This window comes from Inquilinus limosus (assembly GCF_051487185.1).
Classification (GTDB): Bacteria; Pseudomonadota; Alphaproteobacteria; order DSM-16000; family Inquilinaceae; genus Inquilinus; species Inquilinus limosus_F.
The window spans coordinates 17,209-35,509 of the sequence record NZ_JAHVDK010000008.1 but is presented as its reverse complement, the minus strand read 5'-3'; the positions used below and the strand labels follow the sequence as shown (position 1 = coordinate 35,509).

18 protein-coding genes are annotated in these 18,301 nt (G+C 69.1%); 9 read left to right on the top strand and 9 right to left on the bottom strand.

Annotated features, from left to right (window positions below; translation table 11 throughout):
* Positions 1-3 precede the first annotated feature (3 nt).
* The 6 genes from KXR53_RS10915 to KXR53_RS10890 form a co-directional block, all read right to left on the bottom strand.
* Positions 4-921, bottom strand: coding sequence for an ABC transporter permease subunit (locus KXR53_RS10915; protein ID WP_437375162.1), 918 nt, complete (start codon positions 919-921; stop codon positions 4-6).
* A 10-nt stretch (positions 922-931) separates the two neighbouring features.
* Positions 932-1,852, bottom strand: a complete 921-nt coding sequence (oppB, locus tag KXR53_RS10910; RefSeq protein ID WP_437375161.1) for an oligopeptide ABC transporter permease OppB — start codon at positions 1,850-1,852, stop codon at positions 932-934.
* A 110-nt stretch (positions 1,853-1,962) separates the two neighbouring features.
* The gene (locus KXR53_RS10905) at positions 1,963-3,567 is read right to left on the bottom strand and encodes a peptide ABC transporter substrate-binding protein (protein ID WP_437375160.1); all 1,605 of its coding nucleotides are present in this window, start codon (positions 3,565-3,567) and stop codon (positions 1,963-1,965) included.
* Between the two features lie 248 nt (positions 3,568-3,815).
* Complete coding sequence (locus KXR53_RS10900; protein WP_437375159.1) at positions 3,816-4,880, bottom strand: COX15/CtaA family protein; 1,065 nt, start codon at positions 4,878-4,880, stop codon at positions 3,816-3,818.
* 79 nt (positions 4,881-4,959) lie between these two features.
* Positions 4,960-5,880, bottom strand: a complete 921-nt coding sequence (locus tag KXR53_RS10895) for a DnaJ C-terminal domain-containing protein (protein ID WP_437375158.1) — start codon at positions 5,878-5,880, stop codon at positions 4,960-4,962.
* A gap of 91 nt (positions 5,881-5,971) precedes the next feature.
* Positions 5,972-7,045: a Gfo/Idh/MocA family protein gene (locus tag KXR53_RS10890; protein ID WP_437375157.1), complete on the bottom strand. Its 1,074-nt coding sequence runs from the start codon at positions 7,043-7,045 to the stop codon at positions 5,972-5,974.
* Positions 7,046-7,087: 42 nt separating this feature from the next.
* On the opposite strand from KXR53_RS10890, the gene KXR53_RS10885 reads away from it, so the two are divergent.
* The 4 genes from KXR53_RS10885 to KXR53_RS10870 all read left to right on the top strand — a co-directional run bounded on the left by KXR53_RS10885 (position 7,088) and on the right by KXR53_RS10870 (position 9,551).
* Positions 7,088-7,831, top strand: a complete 744-nt coding sequence (locus tag KXR53_RS10885) for an SDR family oxidoreductase (protein ID WP_437375156.1) — start codon at positions 7,088-7,090, stop codon at positions 7,829-7,831.
* Positions 7,832-7,856: 25 nt separating this feature from the next.
* Positions 7,857-8,699, top strand: a complete 843-nt coding sequence (locus tag KXR53_RS10880; RefSeq protein ID WP_437375155.1) for an ureidoglycolate lyase — start codon at positions 7,857-7,859, stop codon at positions 8,697-8,699.
* Positions 8,700-8,853: 154 nt separating this feature from the next.
* Entirely contained in the window at positions 8,854-9,213 is a 360-nt protein-coding gene (locus tag KXR53_RS10875) for a hypothetical protein (protein ID WP_437375154.1), read from the top strand.
* Between the two features lie 155 nt (positions 9,214-9,368).
* Complete coding sequence (locus KXR53_RS10870) at positions 9,369-9,551, top strand: hypothetical protein (protein ID WP_437375153.1); 183 nt, start codon at positions 9,369-9,371, stop codon at positions 9,549-9,551.
* Positions 9,552-9,554: 3 nt separating this feature from the next.
* Here KXR53_RS10870 and KXR53_RS10865 read toward each other — a convergent pair whose 3' ends face one another.
* Entirely contained in the window at positions 9,555-10,469 is a 915-nt protein-coding gene (locus tag KXR53_RS10865) for a DMT family transporter (RefSeq protein ID WP_437375152.1), read from the bottom strand.
* On the bottom strand, positions 10,466-11,230 hold the full coding sequence (locus KXR53_RS10860) for a class I SAM-dependent methyltransferase (RefSeq protein WP_437375151.1): 765 nt from the start codon (positions 11,228-11,230) through the stop codon (positions 10,466-10,468). The genes KXR53_RS10865 and KXR53_RS10860 overlap by 4 nt, the downstream gene beginning before the upstream one ends.
* A gap of 153 nt (positions 11,231-11,383) precedes the next feature.
* Between KXR53_RS10860 and KXR53_RS10855 the strand changes: the two genes are divergently transcribed.
* The 5 genes from KXR53_RS10855 to KXR53_RS10835 all read left to right on the top strand — a co-directional run bounded on the left by KXR53_RS10855 (position 11,384) and on the right by KXR53_RS10835 (position 16,172).
* Positions 11,384-12,247: an AraC family ligand binding domain-containing protein gene (locus tag KXR53_RS10855; RefSeq protein ID WP_437375150.1), complete on the top strand. Its 864-nt coding sequence runs from the start codon at positions 11,384-11,386 to the stop codon at positions 12,245-12,247.
* A 20-nt stretch (positions 12,248-12,267) separates the two neighbouring features.
* Positions 12,268-12,966, top strand: coding sequence for an AzlC family ABC transporter permease (locus KXR53_RS10850; protein WP_437375149.1), 699 nt, complete (start codon positions 12,268-12,270; stop codon positions 12,964-12,966).
* Positions 12,963-13,262, top strand: coding sequence for an AzlD family protein (locus KXR53_RS10845; RefSeq protein WP_437375148.1), 300 nt, complete (start codon positions 12,963-12,965; stop codon positions 13,260-13,262). Before KXR53_RS10850 ends, KXR53_RS10845 begins: the two co-directional genes overlap by 4 nt.
* 79 nt (positions 13,263-13,341) lie before the next feature.
* Positions 13,342-14,763: an FAD-binding oxidoreductase gene (locus KXR53_RS10840; RefSeq protein WP_437375147.1), complete on the top strand. Its 1,422-nt coding sequence runs from the start codon at positions 13,342-13,344 to the stop codon at positions 14,761-14,763.
* A 59-nt stretch (positions 14,764-14,822) separates the two neighbouring features.
* A complete protein-coding gene (locus KXR53_RS10835; RefSeq protein ID WP_437375146.1) occupies positions 14,823-16,172 on the top strand; it encodes an MFS transporter in 1,350 nt (449 codons plus the stop codon).
* A 121-nt stretch (positions 16,173-16,293) separates the two neighbouring features.
* On the opposite strand, the gene acs is transcribed toward KXR53_RS10835, so the two are convergent.
* A complete protein-coding gene (gene acs, locus KXR53_RS10830) occupies positions 16,294-18,240 on the bottom strand; it encodes an acetate--CoA ligase (RefSeq protein ID WP_437375145.1) in 1,947 nt (648 codons plus the stop codon).
* Between the last annotated feature and the right edge of the window lie 61 nt (positions 18,241-18,301).

Here is an 18,301-nt window from a genome sequence, read left to right as displayed (position 1 = left end):
GGCTTAGCGGTCACGCGGGTCGAGTGCGTCGCGCAGCCCGTCCCCGATGAAGTTGAGGCAGAACAGGGTGACGGCCAGGAAGGCGGCCGGGAACACCAGCATCCACCAGGCGATGGTCATGCTGCGGGCGCCTTCGGAGATCAGCACGCCCCAGCTCGTCATCGGCTCCTGCACCCCGAGGCCGAGGAAGGACAGAAAGCTCTCCAGCAGGATCACCTGCGGCACGGTCAGCGACATGTAGACGATAACCGGGCCGAGCGTGTTCGGGATCACGTGCTTGCGGATGATGCCCCAGCTCGACACGCCGCAGGCATGCGCCGCCTCGATGTACTCCTTGCGCTTGATCGACAGGGTCTGGCCGCGGACGATGCGCGCCATGTCCAGCCAGTTGACCGCGCCGATGGCGACGAAGATCAGGAAGATGTGCCGGCCGAAGAACACCATCAGCAGGATCACGAAGAACATGAAGGGCAGCGAATAGAGCACGTCGACGATGCGCATCATCATGCTGTCGACGCGGCCGCCCAGGAAGCCGGAGGTGGCGCCGTAGGCCACGCCGATCACCAGGCTGACCAGGGTGCCGACGATGCCGACCATCAGCGAGATCTGGCCGCCATAGAGGGTGCGGACCAGCAGGTCGCGGCCGTTGGCCTCGGTGCCGAAATAATGCGGGGCCGTGCCGTCGGCCGCGGCCGCGAAGGTCGGCGGCGCCGTGAAGGCGGTGTAGTCGACGTCATCGAGGCCCCAGGGCAGGAGATAGGGGCCGATGAGGCAGGCGATGGCGATCACCGCCAGCATCGCCGCGGAGGCGATGGCGGCCTTGTTGCTGCGCAGGCGCCGCCAGGCGTCCTGCCACAGGCTGCGTCCCTTGATCGGCTTGGCGGGCGGGGGCGGAAGGGTTCCGATGGTGGCGTCGGTCATCGGCGCGTCCTCAGTCGTAGCGCACGCGCGGGTCGAGCGCGCCGTACAGCAGATCGACCAGAAGGTTGAACAGGATGATCAGCACGGCGAAGAAGATCACCGTGCCCATCACCAGGGTGTAGTCGCGGTTCAGCGAGGCCTGCACGAAGTAGCGGCCGATGCCGGGGATGCCGAAGATCTGCTCGATCACGACCGAGCCGGTGATGATGCCGGCGGTGGCGGGGCCGAGATAGGAGACGACGGGCAGCAGCCCGGCCTTCAGCGTGTGGCGGACGATGGTGATCCGCTCCGGCAGGCCCTTGGCGCGGGCGGTGCGGATGAAGTTCGAGCGCAGCACCTCGATCATGCTGGCCCGGGTCAGCCGGGCGATATAGGCCGTGGGCGGCAGGGACAGCGCCACGATCGGCAGGATGAAGGAGGTCCAGCCGCCGGCGATGCCGCCCGCGGGCAGCACCCTCCAGGTCACGGCGAATATGAGGATCAAGAGCGGGGCCACGACGAAATTCGGGATGGTGATGCCGACCATGGCGATCGCCATGGTGCCGTAGTCGCCGGGGGTGTTCTGCTTCAGCGCGGCGATCGTGCCGAACAGGATTCCGAAGAAGGCGGCGATCGCGATCGCGATCAGGCCGATCTGCAGCGAATACGGAAAGCCCTGATAGATCAGGTCGTTGACCGAATAGTCCTTGTACTTGAACGACGGCCCGAAATCGCCCTGCAGGATGTTGGCCATGTAGCGGCCGAACTGCATATAGAGCGGCTCGTCCAGGTGATAGGCCTTCTCCAGGTTCCGCTTGATCTCGACCGGCAGCGGCCGGTCGTTGGCAAAGGGGCCGCCGGGCGCCAGCCGGATCATGAAGAACGCGATCGCGATGATCACGAGGATGGTCGGTATGGCGCCGAGGATGCGGCGCACGGCATAGGTCAGCATCGTTTCAAATCCCTGCCCCCGTCCGAACGTCGGACATGTCGTGGGGGTGAAAAGGGCGATGCCCGCCCTCCGGCGCGAACCGGGAGGCGGGCATCGTCACGGAACCGTTCTTACCGCTCGACGGACAGCCAGCGCGACAGGTGATAGTCCTGCACGTTGTCCTGCCAGCCCTTCACCGCGGGCGAGACGGCATGCTTGGTGGTGTAGAAGTAGATCGGGATGATCGGCAGGTCCTGGATCATCATCTTCTCGGCTTCGACCATCAGCTCGCCGCGCTTGGCGAGATCGGTCTCGAGGCCGGCTTTCTTCATCAGCTCGTCGAACTTCGGATTATCGTATTCCGAGGTGTTCTGCTCGCCGATGTACTGGGTCTCCAGCTCCAGGAAGTTGTTGGCGTCGTTGTAGTCGCCGATCCAGCCGTGCCGGGCGATGTCCGGGAACTGCTTCTTGTCGCGCGTCTCCTGGAAGGTGCCCCATTCCTGGTTCTGCAGCGTGACGTCGACGCCCAGCGTCTTCTTCCACATCGCGGCGATGGCGACCGCCACCTTCTTGTGGTTCTCGCTGGTGTTGTAGGTGATCTCCAGCTTCAGCGGCTTGTCCGGGCCGTAGCCGGCCTTGGCGAACAGCTCCTTCGCCATGGCATCCCGCTCGGCCTGGGTCATCTTCGCCGCATCGGGCTCCCAGGTCGGATAGTTATCCGTGCCCGGCGGCACGAAGCTGTAGGCCGGAAGCTGGTCGGCCTGCGTGACATGCTTGATCAGCGTGTCGCGGTCGACCGCGAGGTACAGGGCCTTCCGCAGGTCGGCGTTGCTCTTCCACGGCTCCTTCGTGAGGTTGAACGCGTAGAAGTACGTGCCGAAATACGGCGTGATGTGGATCTGGTCCCCGATCTCCTTCTTCAGGGTCGGGATCTGCTGGCTCGGCAGCTCATAGGTCATGTCGAGCTCGCCGGCCTTGAAGCGCTGCAGCTCGGCGTCGATGTCCTCGGTCGGGTAGAACATGACCGTGTCGATCTTGACGTTGGCCGCATCCCAGTAGTGCGGGTTCTTGACGACCTTGACGTAGCCCTGCGGCACCGCCTCGGCCAGCATGTAGGCGCCGTTCGAGACCATGTTGCCCGGCTTGACGAACTCGTCGCCGAACTTCTCGTAATTGGCCTTGCTGATCGCATGCGTCGAGTGGTGCAGCAGCGACGACAGGAAGTACGGCGTCGGCGCCACCAGCTTGACCTCGAGGGTGTGGTCGTCGATCGCCTTGACGCCGAGATCCTCGAGCTTCTTGCCGTTCTGGCCCAGGCGGATGTCACGGGCGTTGACCACCTGGTCGAGGAAGTAGCCGTAGTCGCTGGCCGTCTTCGGATCGATCAGCCGGCGCATCGAAAACACCCAGTCCTCGGCGGTCACCGGGGTGCCGTCCGACCATTTGGCGTTCTGGCGCAGCTTGAAGGTGTAGGTCAGGCCGTCGTCCGAGACGGTCCAGCTCTCGGCCTGGCCGGGAACCGGCTCGCCCTTGGCGTCGGCCATCAGAAGGCCCTCGAAGAGGTCCATCTGGATGAAGGATTCCGGCACGCCCGAGGATTTGTGGACGTCCAGCGTCTCCGGCTCGGAACCGTTGCCGCGGTTGAACACCATCTCGGCCAGGGCCGCGCTCGATACGCCGCCCAGGAGGGCGGCGGCCAGCAGCCCGCGCGCCAGGATTTTGGTGAAGCTGTGCATGTGTTCGCCCCTACTGTTTCCGGTTTCCCGGTCACTGGTTTGTTTGCAAGGCACGCCTGTCCGGGCGCGCTCTCGTCCGTCTCCCACCAGCGAGGAGTGATGCGCTGGACGGTATCGTTTCGACCGCATTTGAGCAATCGAATTCGCGGGTCTGCTATGAATCCGGCGCGGGTTTCATGCCTTGCAAAAGTCGCAAAAAGGAAAGTTTCGAATCGGCGTCGCGCTTGTTCTTTACTTTCTTCTTGTCGTCATCTGAGCCGCGATTCCGAAACCGGCCGGGTGACGAAACGAAGCGCGATCAGCAGGGCCAGCAGCAGCAGAGCCCCCGCCTGGTGCATCGCGCCGAGCCCGACGGGCACCTGCGTCAGCAGGGTGGAGATGCCGAGACCGACCTGGACCACCACCATCAGCCCGACCAACCCGGCCCATCCGGCCGCCGGGGTGCCACGGCAGCGGAAGGCCAGCGCCAGCACCACCAGCGCGGTGCCGATCGCCAGCCAGCGATGGGTGAACTGCACCAGCGCGGTGTTGTCGAACCAGTTCAGCCAGGCCGGGATGATGCTGAACGCCTCCGGCGGCAGGAACCGTCCGTCCATCAGCGGGAAGGTGTTGTAGACCTGCCCCGCGTCCAGCCCGGCGACGAAGGCGCCCCAGCACATGGTGACGGCGACGCAGCCGATGGCGATCGATGCGTGCCGGCGCAGGGCCTGTGCCCCGGCGAAGCCGCCCAGCCGCGGCAGCACCAGCCCGTAGGCGGTCCACAGGATCAGGGCGTAGAGCAACACGGCGAGGCCGAGATGCGCGGCCAGGCGGTAATGGCTGACCGAAGGCCGGTCGACCAGTCCGCTCATCACCATGAACCAGCCCAGCGCCCCCTGCAGCCCACCCAGCACCAGGAGCCCGAGCAGGCGGAGGCGCAGGGTGCGGTCGAGCCCGCCGCGCCACCAGAACCAGGCCAGGCCGGCAGCGAAGACCAGTCCGATCAGCCGGCCCCACAGCCGGTGCAGCCATTCCCAGAAGAAGATCTGCTTGAACGCCTCCAGCGACATGCCGGTGTTCTTGTAGAGGTACTCCGGCGTCGCCTTGTAGGCGGCGAAGGCGTCGGCCCAGGCCTGGTCCGACAGCGGCGGAATCACGCCCCTGATCGGCGCCCATTCGACGATCGACAGGCCGCTCTCGGTCAGCCGCGTGATCGCGCCGATCACCGCCATGGCGAAGACCATGGCGGCGCAGAGGAACAGCCACAGCGCGACCGGGCGCGTGGTGGAGGCGGCGGCAGGGCGCAGGGCCGCGGCGGCGGGGACGGATTGCATGGAGCGGCCTTATCGCGCCCGGCCGCGGCGGCGTCAAATCAGCTTTTGTCGCAGGGATCCGTAGCCGTTCGGAACCAGCTCAACGGATCTTGCCGCGACGCGGATCGTAGTTGTGGCGGGCGCCCCAGTCCTCGACGAAGCGGGCCAGCTCCGGGTCGATCGGGTCGGGCAGGGTGACGGCGAGCCGGACATACTGGTCGCCGCGGCCATCGGCGGTCGGGCTGCGCACGCCCTTGCCCTTGAGCCGCAGCACCGTGCCGCTGTTCGAGCCCTTCGGGATGGTCAGCATCACCGGGCCCAGCAGCGTCGGCACCTCGACCCGTCCGCCCAGCACCGCCTCCTGCAGCGACACAGGCAGGGTCATGCGGATGTCGTTGCCGTCGCGCTCCAGCACCGGGTCGGGGATGATCCGGACCTCGATCAGCGCGTCGCCGGGAACGCCGCGCGGCCCCCGCTCGCCCTGGCCGCGCAGGCGGATGGTCTGGCCGTCGGTCAGGCCGACCGGCAGGGTGATCTTGAGCGAGCGGCCGTCGGCCAGCGTCACCGTGGTCTCGCCGCCCTCGACGGCAAGGCGGAAGTCGACCCGCAGCGTGTAGCTGATGTCACGGCCCTTGCCGCCGCCGGCCCGGGCGCCGCCCTGGCCGAACATGCCGCGCAGGATGTCGTCGAGGTCGCCGGCATCGGCGAAGGCGTCGAAATTGTCGTAGCGCTGGTAGCGCGTGCCGCCGGCGCCGCTCCCGGCCCATCCGCCGCCGGGCCGGCGGGCATAGGCGCGCTCGGCGCCGTTGGCGTCGATCTCGCCGGCGTCGAAGCGGCGGCGCTTCTCGGCGTCGCCCAGCAGGTCATAGGCGCTCGACACCGCCTTGAACCGCTCCTCGGCGCCGGGATCGCCGCGGTTCAGGTCCGGGTGATACTTCTTGGCGAGCTTGCGATAGGCCCGCCGGATCTCGTCGTCGCTGGCGGTGCGGGGCACGCCCAGCACGGCATACGGGTCATCCATGGCTCGGATCTCGGGGGGTAAGCCTTTGATCCGGAGAGATGATATCGTGCCGTCCTGGTTTCAACTCGCTCCCCCTGTCCCCGCGCCCGGATCAATTTGCGGTTGCGTCGCCGCCGTCCTGGAAGCGCCGGCGCCAGTCGGCCAGCTGATGCGTGATGTCCAGCGCCGCGGCCAGCGCCGCCCGTCCCTCCGGCCCGCTGACCGCCGGCGGGCGGCCGTTACCGACGCTGTCGAGGAAACTCTGGATCTCCAGCTTCAGCGGGTCGCCGGCCTCGAACTGCTGCTCCTCCTGGTACAGCTCCGGCTGGCCGTCGCGGCCGCGCGTCTTGCGGATGAAGGTCAGCTTGGCCTCGCTCAGATCGACCATGATGTAGCCGTCCTGCTGGAAGATCCGCATGGTGCGGTGGCGCTTCCAGCTGACCCGGCTGGCGGTGACCGTCGCGGTGCAGCCATTGGCGAATTGCAACCGGGCGTTGACGATGTCGTCAGCCTCGCTCAGCACCGGCGCGCCGACGGCGTCGATCCGCTCGACCGGCGACCCCACGATCTTCAGCACCAGGTCGATGTCGTGGATCATCATGTCGAGCACGACGTTGACATCGGTGCCGCGCGGCTTGAAGGCGGAGATGCGCTGGCATTCGATGTAGCGCGGCCGGTCCAGGATCTTGGCCAGGCCCTGCACCACCGGGTTGAACCGCTCCAGATGGCCGACCTGCAGCACCAGCTTGCGCTCGGTGGCGAGGCGGCTCAGCGCGTCCGCTTCCTCCAGCGTGTTGCTGATCGGCTTCTCGATCAGCACGTGAATCCCGGCCTCGAGGCAACGGCGCGCGGTGTCGAAATGGGCGTTGGTCGGCGTGGCGATGCTGACCGCGTCGACCTGGCCGATCAGCTCGGACAGGTCGGTCACCGCCCGGGCGCCGAGCTTGGCCGCCAGCGCCTCGGCCCGGTTCGGGTCGGTGTCGCAGACCGCGACCAGCTCGGCCTCGGGCAGTTCGGCATGCTTGGCGGCGTGCAGGCTGCCGAAATAGCCCGCGCCGATCACCGCGGTCCGGGTCCGCTTCATGTCGTCTCCACGCTCGTCAGCAACTACGTTTCGTCTTCCTAACGCCGTTGCCCAGGCTTTGACCAGCGGTGATACGCTTCCGGCTTGACGGGCGCGCCGCACGGGGCGAGGAATACGTCCGACTTAACAACCGGGTCGAGGGACATGGCTGGCAGGCTGGCGGGCAAGACGGCGGTTCTGACCGCGGCGGGGCAGGGCATCGGCCGTGCGACGGCGCTGGCCTTCGCCCGTGAAGGGGCGACGGTTCACGCCACCGACGTGAACGAGGCGGCGCTGCAGTCGTTGGCGGCCGAGGTGCCCGGCATCAGCGTTGCTCGGCTCGACGTGCTCGACCACGACGCGATCAAGGCCTATGCGGCGCAGCGCGGCGCGGTCGACGTGCTGTTCAACTGCGCCGGCTTCGTCCATGCCGGCACCATCCTCGACTGCGAGGAGAAGGACTGGGACTTCTCCTTCGATCTCAATGTCCGCTCGGCCTACCACATGTGCCGCGCCTTCCTGCCGGCGATGATCGCGGCGGGCGGGGGCGCCATCGTCAACGTCGCCTCGGTCTGCTCCTCGATCAAGGGGCTGCCGAACCGCTTCGTCTACGGCGCCACCAAGGCGGCGCTGCTGGGCCTGACCAAGTCGATCGCCGCCGATTTCGTCGGCCAGGGCATCCGCTGCAACGCCATCTGCCCGGGCACGGTGGAGACGCCGAGCCTGCAGGACCGCATGGCGGCGCAGGGCGATGTCGAGAAGGCCCGCGCCGCCTTCGTGGCGCGGCAGCCGATGGGCCGCCTCGGCACCGCCGAGGAGATCGCATCGCTGGCGGTCTACCTGGCCTCGGACGAGAGCTCCTACATCACCGGCCAGGCGATCAACGTCGACGGCGGCATCACCATCTGAACCGAGTTTCTGGGAGAAAACATCGATGAAGCTGCTGCGCTACGGCCCCGCGGGGCAGGAGAAGCCGGGCCTGCTCGACGCCGAAGGCCGGATCCGCGATCTGTCGGGCGTGGTCCCCGACATCGCCGGCGAGGCGCTGACGCCCGAGGGCATCGCCCGGCTCAAGGCCGTGGACCCGGCCTCGCTGCCGGTCGTGGCCGGCAATCCGCGGCTCGGCCCCTGCGTCGGGCGGGTCGGCAAGTTCATCTGCATCGGCCTGAACTACTCCGACCACGCGGCCGAGAGCGGCCTCGCCGTGCCGCCGGAGCCGGTGATCTTCATGAAGCCGACCAGCGCCATCGTCGGCCCGAACGACGATGTCGAGATCCCGCGCGGCAGCGAGAAGACCGACTGGGAGGTCGAGCTGGGCGTCGTCATCGGCAAGGCGGCGAAGTACATCAGCGAGGCCGAGGCCTTCGACCACATCGCCGGTTACTGCGTGGTCAACGACGTGTCCGAGCGCGCCTTCCAGATCGAGCGCTCCGGCCAGTGGGTGAAGGGCAAGGGTCACGACACCTTCGGCCCGATCGGGCCGTGGCTGGTGACCCGCGACGAGGTGCCGGACCCGCAGGACCTGCACATGTGGCTCGAGGTCGACGGCCACCGCTACCAGGACGGCTCGACCAAGACCATGGTGTTCCAGGTGCCGTTTCTGGTCAGCTATCTCAGCCAGTTCATGAGCCTGCAGCCGGGCGACATCATCACCACCGGCACCCCGCCGGGCGTCGGCATGGGGCAGAAGCCGCCGAAGTACCTGAAGGCCGGCCAGACCATCCGCCTCGGCATCGAGAAGCTGGGCGAGCAGGCGCAGAAGACGGTCCAGGCCTGACGATATCGGCACGGGCGTCATCCGGCGCCCGTGCCGCCTACCGCATTAAATAGCGGTAAATTGCCTTGCCGTCTGCGACGGCGGCGCACCATCTCTTCGTGTGATAAGGGACACGCCCGCTTCGGCGTGCCGCGTTCAGAGAGATGGTGTCACCATGCTGAAGGTGTTCCGCATCATCCCGCGCCACGCCGCGATCCTGGCGGCGCTCGGCGCCGCCCTGGCCGTACCGCTGCTGATCTCCACCCCGGCCGAGGCCTGGTGGCGCGGCGGCTGGCACTCAGGTGTGAGCATCGGTATCGGCATCCCGCTGGGGCCGCGGGCCTACTACGCGCCGCCCCCGGTCTATTACGCGCCGCCGCCGGTCTACTACGCCCCGCCGCCGGTGGTCTACGCGCCGCCTCCGCCGGTCGTCTACGCGCCGCCGCCGCGCGTGGTCTATGCGCCGCCGCCGGCGCGGGTCTGGGTCCCGGGCTACTGGAGTAGGGGCGTCTGGATCGAGGGTCACTGGCGCTGAGGCCGAGCCTCCGCCTCGGCGCGGAACCGGATTTCGCTGTGTCCGCTGTGCCGTAGGTCACAGCGGCGGCGCGCCAACTTCGCGATAGTCGTAGATGCGCCTCGGTCGGATGGTCCGGCCGGGCACTGCGCTGGAATGAAGCGCGGAGTTGGAACATGAGCCTCATCGGAATGACCGGCCTCGAGCCGGACGATTCGATGGCGCAGAGCGAGGACTGGACGGCTCCGGAAACCCGGTCCGCCCGGGTGTCCTGGTCAGAGGTCACAGTCGCCTGGGTTATCGCGGCCGTACCCGTCGCGCTCGGCGCCATCGCGGCGATTATCGCCCTGTTGTTTTGAGACTTAGCGTCGCGGCAGCGTGAGCAGCCCGACGCCGCCGACCACCAGAACCGCTCCCAGCACCTGCAGCCCGGTCAGCCCCTCATCCATCCCGGCCCAGGCCAGGAGGATGGTGGAGACGGGGCCGAGCGCGCCGAGCAGCGCCGCCCTGGCGGCGCCGATCCGCTTCAGCGCCTCACTGGTGGCCCAGACCGGCAGCACCGTGCCGATCACCGCGATCCAGGCGGCGATGCCCAGCACCTTGCCCGAGACCAGCAGGTGATCGGCCGGGCGCAGCACGAAGAACTGCGCGATGCAGGCGGCGCAGGCCGCCATCATGGCGATGGCGGTGAAGCGGGTGCTGCCGATCCGGGGCACCGTATCGCTGCCCCAGACCAGATAGGCGGCATAGGCCAAGGCGCTCAGCAGGATCAGCCCGGCGCCGCCCAGCCGGGCCTCGTCGAAGCTGGCGGCCGCGGCGTCCAGCACCAGGAACAGCCCGGCATAGGCGACAGCTAGGCACAGGATCTCCCGCCGCTGTGGTCGCCGGCCGAGGACCAGGGCCGACAGCACCAGCACGAAGGTCGGATACAGGAACAGGATGATCCGGCCCAGCCCGGCCGGCACCGTGCGCAGCCCCAGGAAATCGCAGTAGCTGGCGATCCAGTAGCCGAGCAGCCCGAGCGCCACGGTGCGCAGCAGATCGCCCGGCGCCAGCGGGCCGGCGGTGCGCCGCCGGCTCCAGGCCCACATCGCCACGAAGAAGGGTAGGGACAGGCCCATGCGCAGCGCCAGCAGGGTCTCGGCGTCGACCCCTTCGGCATAGCCGAGCCGGATCAGCACCGGCCGGGTGGAGAAGGCGAGGACGCCCAGGATCGCCAGCAGATAGCCCAGCGCCTCGCCGCGCCGGCTCCCTTCGGTCCGCACCGCCGCGGTCATGATGCCAGCGTCGCGGCAAAGCGCAGCCGCACGTAATCCGCTGTCCATTGCCCGGCCCGGTCGCGCAGGCTGGGCGCCAGCAGCGCCTCGACCTCGTCCAGCAGCGCCGATCGCGCCGCGCCATCGATGCCGTCGAGCAGCGGGTTGGCGAAGGTGTCGAGCCAGCCGCGCATGCCGGTGGGCAGCGGCGTCGGCCGCGGCGCCAGGCCGATCGTGTCGACGCGGAAGCCCTGCGCCTCCAGCTTGGCCGCGTATTCGGCCGGGGTCGGGAAGAACCAGGGCATGCGGGCGGCGCCGTCCAGGCCGCGGGCGTTCAGCGCCGCGACCAGCGCGGTGACGATCGCCGCGACATTGCCGTGGCCGCCGAACTCGCCGACGAAGCGGCCGCCCGGCTTCAGCGCCCGGCGGACGCCGGCGATCACCGCATCGGCATCCCGCATCCAGTGCAGGGCGGCGTTGCTGAACACCGCGTCGAACTCGGCCGCGAAGGGCAGGGCCTGGCCGTCGGCGATGCGGGCATCGAGCCCCAGGGCGCGGGCGGCCGCCACCAGCTCGGCCGAGCTGTCGGCGCCCACCACCTCGGCGCCCGCCGCCGCCAGCTTGGCGGTCAGGGCGCCGTCGCCGCAGCCGAGGTCGAGGATGCGCTCGCCCGGTTTCGGCGCCAGCAGCTCCAGCACCGGCTGCCCCAGATCGGCGACGAAGCGGGCGTTGCGGGCATAGCCCTCGGCGCTCCACGACTGCACTTCCCTGATCGCGCTCATGGCGGCGTCCCCTGTGGTCCCGGGACACTATCGCGCCCGCCGGGGCCTCTCGGCCAATGCCGGATGGATGTATCGGCCGTGACGGTGCAAAGCCGGCCTCGTCATGCCGATTTTCTACAAGACGGCGCGGTGCCCGTGCCTATGATCGGGCCGATGGACAGCGTCACACAGGAACAGGCGATGGCGGCCGAGCCGCTCGCACCCGGCGAGCGGGCGCGGTTCTTCACGGTCGCGGGCTTCGACAGGCTGGAATGCCTGGAGGCGACCTTCTGCACCCATCGCTACGCCCTGCACATGCACGAGACTTATGTCGTTGGCGGCATCTTCGCCGGCTGCGAGACCTGGCTGGCGCGCGGCGTCCAGCGCTACGGCGGCCCGGGCGACCTCGTCCTGGTGAACCCGGAGGACGTGCATGACGGCGCGCCGCATGGCGACGGTTATCGCTATCGCATGACCTATCCTTCGGTCGCGCTGCTGCAGCGCCTGGCGTCGGAGATCACCGGCCGGCCGGTGACCGGGACCCCATTCTTCCCCGAGCCGGTGGTGCACGATCCAGAGGCCGCGGCACTGTTTGCCGAAGCCTTCGCGGCGCTGGCCCGGGGCGGCGACGCCCTGGCGGTGGAGGAACTGCTGCTGCGCGCCTTCGGCCGCTGCCTGGTTCGCCATGCCGCCTTCCAGCCGGAGGGGCCGGCGCCGGACTCGGGCCGGATCGCCCGGGTCAAGGCGCTGATGTGTGACCGCCACGCCGAGGAGCTGTCGCTCGACGACCTCGCCGCCGAGGCCGGGCTGTCGCGCGATCACCTGATCCGCGCCTTCCGGCGCGAGACGCGGATGACGCCGCACGCCTATCTGCTCAACCAGCGGGTCCTGGCCGCCCGCCGCCGGCTGCAGGCGGGCGAGGCGCCGGCCGAGGTCGCGGCCGCCACCGGCTTCTGCGACCAGGCGCATCTGACCCACGCCTTCAAGGCGCGGCTCGGCATCGCCCCCGGCGCCTACCGGGCCGGCTTTCACCCCTGATCCCCAGCATCGGCTTCCCCATGACCCGAGACCTCTGGCGCGATGCCGCAAACGGCATCCGCGACATCCTCCCGCCCGCGATCGCAGCGATCCCGATCGGCCTGCTCTGCGGCGCGCTCGGCGCCGCCAAGGGGCTGTCGCCGGCCGAGATGGCGCTGATGTGCGCGCTGGTCTTCGCCGGGGGCGCGCAATTCGCCGCGATCGACCTGTGGTCCTATCCCGTGCCGGTGGTGACGCTGGTGGTGTCGACCTTGCTGATCAATTCCCGCCATATCCTGATGAGCCTGTCGCTGGCCCGCCGCACCGGGCACTTCACCTGGGCCCAGCGCCTGCTCGGCTACGCGGTGATGGCCGATGAGAACTGGGCGATGGCGGAGCGGCGGGCCGTGGGCCGCGAGCTGACCCCGGCCTATTTCCTGGCGATGGGCGGCTTCTTCTGGCTGAACTGGGTGATCTGGGGAACACTCGGTGCCGTGGTCGGCGCCGCGATCGGCGACCCGACCCGGATTGGCGCCGACTTCGCCTTCACGGCCCTGTTCATCGGCCTGGTCGTCGGCTTCTGGCGCGGCCACCGCAGCACCGCCACCATCGCCGCCAGCCTGGTCACCGCCGCGCTGGTCTACCGCTTCGCCGGCCCGCCCTGGCATGTCGCGGCCGGCGCCCTGGCCGGCATCGCCGCCGCCTGGCTGGCCGCGGAACCGGAGGAAGTGCTGGCATGAGCGTCGATCCGATCACCCTGGCCGCCATCTTCGGCATGGCGGCGGTGACCTATCTGACCCGGATCTCCGGCCTGTTCCTGGTCGGCCGGCTGCGGCTGCAGGGCCGGATGAAGGCGGCGTTCGACGCGGCGCCGCCGGCGGTGCTGACCGCGGTGATCGCGCCGATGGTGCTGGCGACCGGCTGGGCCGAAACCGCGGCGGCGCTGGTCACCGCGCTCGCCGCCACCCGCCTGCCGCTGCTGGCCACCATCCTGGTCGGCGTCATCGCGGTGGTGGCGCTGCGCGCCGTCGCCTGACGCGAAGCGCCGCGGCGTTGCGGCTCCAGGCCTTTCGTCCTATAGATATGTCAGACATTAGGGCGAAGGGAGGAGCAGCTTGGCTCCAGAAGTCGCGGCCGCGCCGGCCGATGCCGGTTCCGAGGCGCTGATCGAGGCCTTGCGGGCGGCGCTCGGCCCCCAGGCGGCGTTCGCCGGTTCCGACATCCCGCCCCGCAATGAATCGGACTGGAGCACGCTCGGCCCCTCGAGGCCGCTGGCGGTGGTTCGCCCCGCCGACACCGCGGGCGTGACGGCGGCGATGCGGATCTGTGCCGAGCACGGCGTGCCGGTGGTGCCGCAGGGCGGGCTGACCGGGCTGTGCGGCGGCGCCCGGCCGGTTGCGGGGTCGGTGGCGCTGTCGCTGGAGCGCATGATCGGTGTGGAGGAGATCGATGCCGCCTCCGCGACCATGACCGTCCGTGCCGGCACGCCGCTGCAGGCGGTGCAGCAGGCGGCGGACGAGGCCGGTTTCTTCATCCCGCTCGACCTTGGCGCCCGCGGCTCCTGCGCCATCGGCGGCAATCTCTCCACCAATGCCGGCGGCAACCGGGTGATCCGCTACGGCATGGCGCGGGAGATGGTGCTGGGGATCGAGGTGGTGCTGCCGGACGGCCAGGTGGTCACCAGCCTCAACAAGATGCTGAAGAACAATGCCGGCTACGACCTGAAGCATCTGTTCATCGGCAGCGAGGGCACGCTCGGCGTGATCACCCGGGCGGTGCTGCGCCTGCACCCGAAGCCCGGCTGCACCATGGCCGCCCTGTGCGGCCTGTCCGGCTACGACCAGACGGTCAGGCTACTGACCGCCGCCCGGCGCGGGCTGGGGCCGCTGCTCTCCGCCTTCGAGGTGATGTGGCCGGACTACTGGGGCGTGGTCACGACTCGCGTGCCGGGCCTGCGCAGCCCGATCTCCGGCGGCCATGCCAGCTATGTGCTGGTCGAGGCGCAGGGCACCGACGAGGCGGTGGACGGTCCGCGCTTCCAGGCCTGGCTGGAGCGCCAGGCCGAGGACGGCGTCATCGCCGACGCGGCGGTGGCGCAGTCGCTGGCCGATATCCGCGCCTTCTGGGGCGTGCGCGACGCCGCCGGCGAGTTCAAGCAGGTGCTGGGGCCGCACGAATCCTTCGATATCGGCCTGCCCGTGGCGAAGATGGATGACTACGTCCGGGCCTGCCGCGCGGCGCTGGCGCAGCGCCTGCCCGGCATCGAAGCGCTGTTCTACGGCCATATCGGCGACGGCAACCTGCACATCGTCGCCTGTGTCCCCGGCGCCGAGCCGCAGCCGAAGCAGGAGATCGTCGAGACCGTCTACACGCTGGTGCGGGAATTCGGCGGCACGATCTCGGCCGAACACGGCATCGGCCTGACCAAGAAGCCCTGGCTGCCCTATGTGCGCAGCGACGCCGAACTGGCGCTGATGCGCCGGCTGAAGCAGGCGCTGGACCCGCACGGGCTGCTCAATCCCGGCAAGGTCTTGTAGCCCCGCCGTCGCCCGGACCGGCCCGGGCGGAAACGACAACAGCCGAGAGGGAGCCAAGAATGACGACGACACCACCGGCGCCGGGGGCGCCGTCGGGGCCGCTCGACGAAGCTGTGCTGGACCGCGCGGTCCGGCGGGCGATGTGGCGGCTCGTGCCGTTCCTGATCCTGATGTACATGATGGCCTATCTGGACCGGGCCAATATCGGCTTCGCCAAGCAGGCCTATCAGGCGACGACCGGCCTCAGCGACGCGGTCTTCGCCTTCGGCGCCGGCATCTTCTTCCTGACCTATGCCCTGTTCGAGGTGCCCAGCAACCTGATCCTGCACCGGATCGGGGCGCGGGTCTGGCTGGCCCGGATCATGGTGACCTGGGGGCTGGTCGCGGCGGCGATGGCCTTCGCGCATGGCGAGACCTCCTTCTCGGTGATCCGGCTGCTGCTCGGCGCGGCCGAGGCCGGCTTCTTCCCCGGTGCGATCCTGTTCATGACCTATTGGTTCCCGGCCAAGGCGCGCGGGCGGGTGATGGGGCTGTTCTATTTCGGCTCGCCGCTCGCGCTCATGCTCGGCGGCCCGATCTCGGGCGTGCTCCTCGACCTCGACGGGCTGTTCGGCCTGCACGGCTGGCAGCTGATGTTCCTGATCGAGGGGCTGCTCGCCTCCGCGGTCGGCGTCTGGGCCTATTTCTATCTTTGCGACCGCCCGTCGGAGGCGCGCTGGATGCCGGCCGAGGAACGCGAAGCCCTGAGTCGGGCGATCGCGGCCGAGGAGCGGGAGAAGCAGGCCGCCGGCCGGGTCGGCTTCCGCGCGGTACTGACCGATCCGCGGCTGCTGCATTTCGCGGCGATCTACTTCCTGATTCAGGTCAGCGGCTACGGCGTTGCCTTCTACCTGCCGACCCAGGTTGGCGCGCTCCTCGACATGAAGGTCGGCTTCCTGGTCGGCGTGGTCTCCGCGATCCCCTGGGCCTGCGCCATCCTGGCAGCCACATTCTGGCCGGGGCTGGCGGTGCGGACCGGCTACCGCCGCAGCTTCGCTTTCGTCTCGCTGCTGGGAATCACGGCCGGCCTCGTCATCTCGGCCAACGCGCCGCCGGCGATCGCGATCGCGGCGCTGTGCCTGACGACGATGGGGATCATCTCTTCGCAGCCGATCTTCTGGACCTTCCCGACCGGCTATTTCGGCGGGGCCGCAGCCGCGGGCGGGATCGCTGCGATCAACGCGATCGGCAATCTCGGGGGCTTCTTCGCCCCGAATGTGAAGACCGCGGCGGAGCAGGGCTTCCAGTCCACCGCGGCAGGGCTCTATGTGCTGGCCGCGGCTGGTCTGGCCGCAGCGGCTCTGGTCCTGCTGCTGCGCCCCGGCGCCGGCCCGCGGGCCACGATGCGAGAGGCCGTCGCCCGGGCTTAGGTGCTCTGGAGCCTCCCAAAACCGTCATCGCGAGCCCCGAAGGGGCGTGGCGATCCAGCGGCACCGTCCCCTGGATCGCCACGTCGGCTTCGCCTCCTCGCGATGACGAGGAGGAAGAGACTTACTGTCCCCGATTCATCCTGTTCTCGACCAGGTCGGTGACCACCGCCGGATCGGCCAGGGTCGAGGTGTCGCCCAGGGCCTCGTACTCGTTGGCGGCGATCTTGCGCAGGATGCGGCGCATGATCTTGCCCGACCGGGTCTTCGGCAGGCCAGGAGCCCACTGGATCAGGTCCGGCGTCGCGATCGGGCCGATCTGCTTGCGCACCCACTGCGCCAGCTCGCGGCGCAGCTCCTCGGTCGGCTGCTCGCCGGCGATCAGGGTGACATAGGCGTAGATGCCCTGGCCCTTGATGTCGTGCGGATAGCCGACCACCGCGGCCTCGGCCACCTTCGGATGGGCGACGAGGGCGCTCTCGACCTCGGCCGTGCCCATGCGGTGGCCGGAGACGTTCAGCACGTCGTCGACCCGTCCGGTGATCCAGTAATAGCCGTCCTCGTCGCGGCGGCAGCCGTCGCCGGTGAAGTACAGCCCCTTGAAGGTCGAGAAATAGGTCTGGACGAAGCGCTCGTGGTCGCCGAACACGGTGCGCATCTGGCCGGGCCAGCTGTCGGCGATGCAGAGATTGCCTTCGGCCGCCCCGTCCAGCGGCTTGCCGTCATTGTCGACGATCAGCGGCTTGACCCCGAAGAAGGGTAGGGTGGCGGAGCCGGGCTTCTGCGCGATGGCGCCGGGCAGCGGCGTGATCAGGATGCCGCCGGTCTCGGTCTGCCACCAGGTGTCGACGATCGGGCAGCGGCCGTCGCCGACCACGCGGTGGTACCACAGCCAGGCCTCGGGGTTGATCGGCTCGCCGACCGAGCCGAGCAGGCGCAGCGAGGCGCGGCTGGTCTTCTTCACCGGCCCCTCGCCGTCGCGCATCAGGGCGCGGATCGCGGTTGGGGCGGTGTAGAAGATGTTGACCTTGTGCTTGTCCACCACCTGCCAGAAGCGCGAGGTGTCCGGATAGTTCGGCACGCCCTCGAACATCAGCGTGGTGGCGCCGTTCGCCAGCGGGCCGTAGACGATGTAGCTGTGCCCGGTGACCCAGCCGACATCGGCGGTGCACCAGTAGATGTCCCCGTCGTGGTAGTCGAAGACGTATTGGTGCGTCATCGCGGTGTAGACCAGATAACCGCCGGTGGTGTGCAGCACCCCCTTCGGCTTGCCGGTCGAGCCCGAGGTGTAGAGGATGAACAGCGGGTCCTCGGCGCCCATCTCCTCCGGCGGGCAGTCGGCGGAGACCTTGGCAGCCGCCTCGTGCAGCCAGAGATCGCGGCCCTCGGTCCAGCCGATCTTGCCGCCGGTGCGGCGCACCACGATGCAGCTGGTGACATCGGGGCAGCTCTTCAGCGCCTCGTCGGCATTGGCCTTCAGCGGCACCGCGCGGCCACCGCGCAGCCCCTCGTCGGCGGTGATGAGGATGGTCGAGCGGCAGTCAAGGATGCGGTCCTTCAGGCTGTCGGGCGAGAAGCCGCCGAACACCACCGAATGGACGGCGCCGATCCGGGCGCAGGCGAGGATGGCGTAGGCCGCTTCCGGGATCATCGGCAGGTAGATCGTGACCCGGTCGCCCTTCTTCACCCCTTGCGCCTTCAGCACATTGGCCAGGCGGCAGACCTGCTCGTGCAGCTCGCGATAGGTGATGTGGCGGCTGTCCTTCGGGTCGTCGCCCTCCCAGATGATCGCCGTCTGGTCAGCCCGCTTGGCCAGGTGCCGGTCGATGCAGTTGTAGGCGGCGTTCAGCGTGCCGTCCTCGAACCAGCGGATATGGACGTCGCCCACATAGCTGCTGTTCTTGACCTTGGTGAAGGGCCGGATCCAGTCGACGCGCCGGCCGTGCTCGGCCCAGAAGCCCTCGGGATCATTGACCGAGCGTTCATACATCGCCCTGTATTCGGCGGCATCGATCCAGGCGCGCTTGGCCCAGTCGTCGGACACGGGAAAAAGGCTGGCATCGCTGCTCATGGGGTCTCCCCGATCGTTCTTTTCTCTCCGCGCCGGCCGGGTGGGCGCGCCCCGGCCGGAC

Excerpts from the sequence above, each read along its gene's own strand:
- KXR53_RS10915 (WP_437375162.1), bottom strand. The coding sequence starts at position 921 with ATGACCGACGCCACCATCGGAACCCTTCCGCCCCCGCCCGCCAAGCCG.
- KXR53_RS10845 (WP_437375148.1), top strand. The coding sequence starts at position 12,963 with ATGAGCGTCGATCCGATCACCCTGGCCGCCATCTTCGGCATGGCGGCG.
- KXR53_RS10900 (WP_437375159.1), bottom strand. The coding sequence starts at position 4,880 with ATGCAATCCGTCCCCGCCGCCGCGGCCCTGCGCCCTGCCGCCGCCTCC.
- KXR53_RS10835 (WP_437375146.1), top strand. The coding sequence starts at position 14,823 with ATGACGACGACACCACCGGCGCCGGGGGCGCCGTCGGGGCCGCTCGAC.
- KXR53_RS10860 (WP_437375151.1), bottom strand. The coding sequence starts at position 11,230 with ATGAGCGCGATCAGGGAAGTGCAGTCGTGGAGCGCCGAGGGCTATGCC.
- KXR53_RS10850 (WP_437375149.1), top strand. The coding sequence starts at position 12,268 with ATGACCCGAGACCTCTGGCGCGATGCCGCAAACGGCATCCGCGACATC.
- KXR53_RS10905 (WP_437375160.1), bottom strand. The coding sequence starts at position 3,567 with ATGCACAGCTTCACCAAAATCCTGGCGCGCGGGCTGCTGGCCGCCGCC.
- KXR53_RS10870 (WP_437375153.1), top strand. The coding sequence starts at position 9,369 with ATGAGCCTCATCGGAATGACCGGCCTCGAGCCGGACGATTCGATGGCG.
- acs (WP_437375145.1), bottom strand. The coding sequence starts at position 18,240 with ATGAGCAGCGATGCCAGCCTTTTTCCCGTGTCCGACGACTGGGCCAAG.
- KXR53_RS10865 (WP_437375152.1), bottom strand. The coding sequence starts at position 10,469 with ATGACCGCGGCGGTGCGGACCGAAGGGAGCCGGCGCGGCGAGGCGCTG.
- KXR53_RS10885 (WP_437375156.1), top strand. The coding sequence starts at position 7,088 with ATGGCTGGCAGGCTGGCGGGCAAGACGGCGGTTCTGACCGCGGCGGGG.
- KXR53_RS10880 (WP_437375155.1), top strand. The coding sequence starts at position 7,857 with ATGAAGCTGCTGCGCTACGGCCCCGCGGGGCAGGAGAAGCCGGGCCTG.
- KXR53_RS10875 (WP_437375154.1), top strand. The coding sequence starts at position 8,854 with ATGCTGAAGGTGTTCCGCATCATCCCGCGCCACGCCGCGATCCTGGCG.
- KXR53_RS10855 (WP_437375150.1), top strand. The coding sequence starts at position 11,384 with ATGGACAGCGTCACACAGGAACAGGCGATGGCGGCCGAGCCGCTCGCA.
- oppB (WP_437375161.1), bottom strand. The coding sequence starts at position 1,852 with ATGCTGACCTATGCCGTGCGCCGCATCCTCGGCGCCATACCGACCATC.
- KXR53_RS10895 (WP_437375158.1), bottom strand. The coding sequence starts at position 5,880 with ATGGATGACCCGTATGCCGTGCTGGGCGTGCCCCGCACCGCCAGCGAC.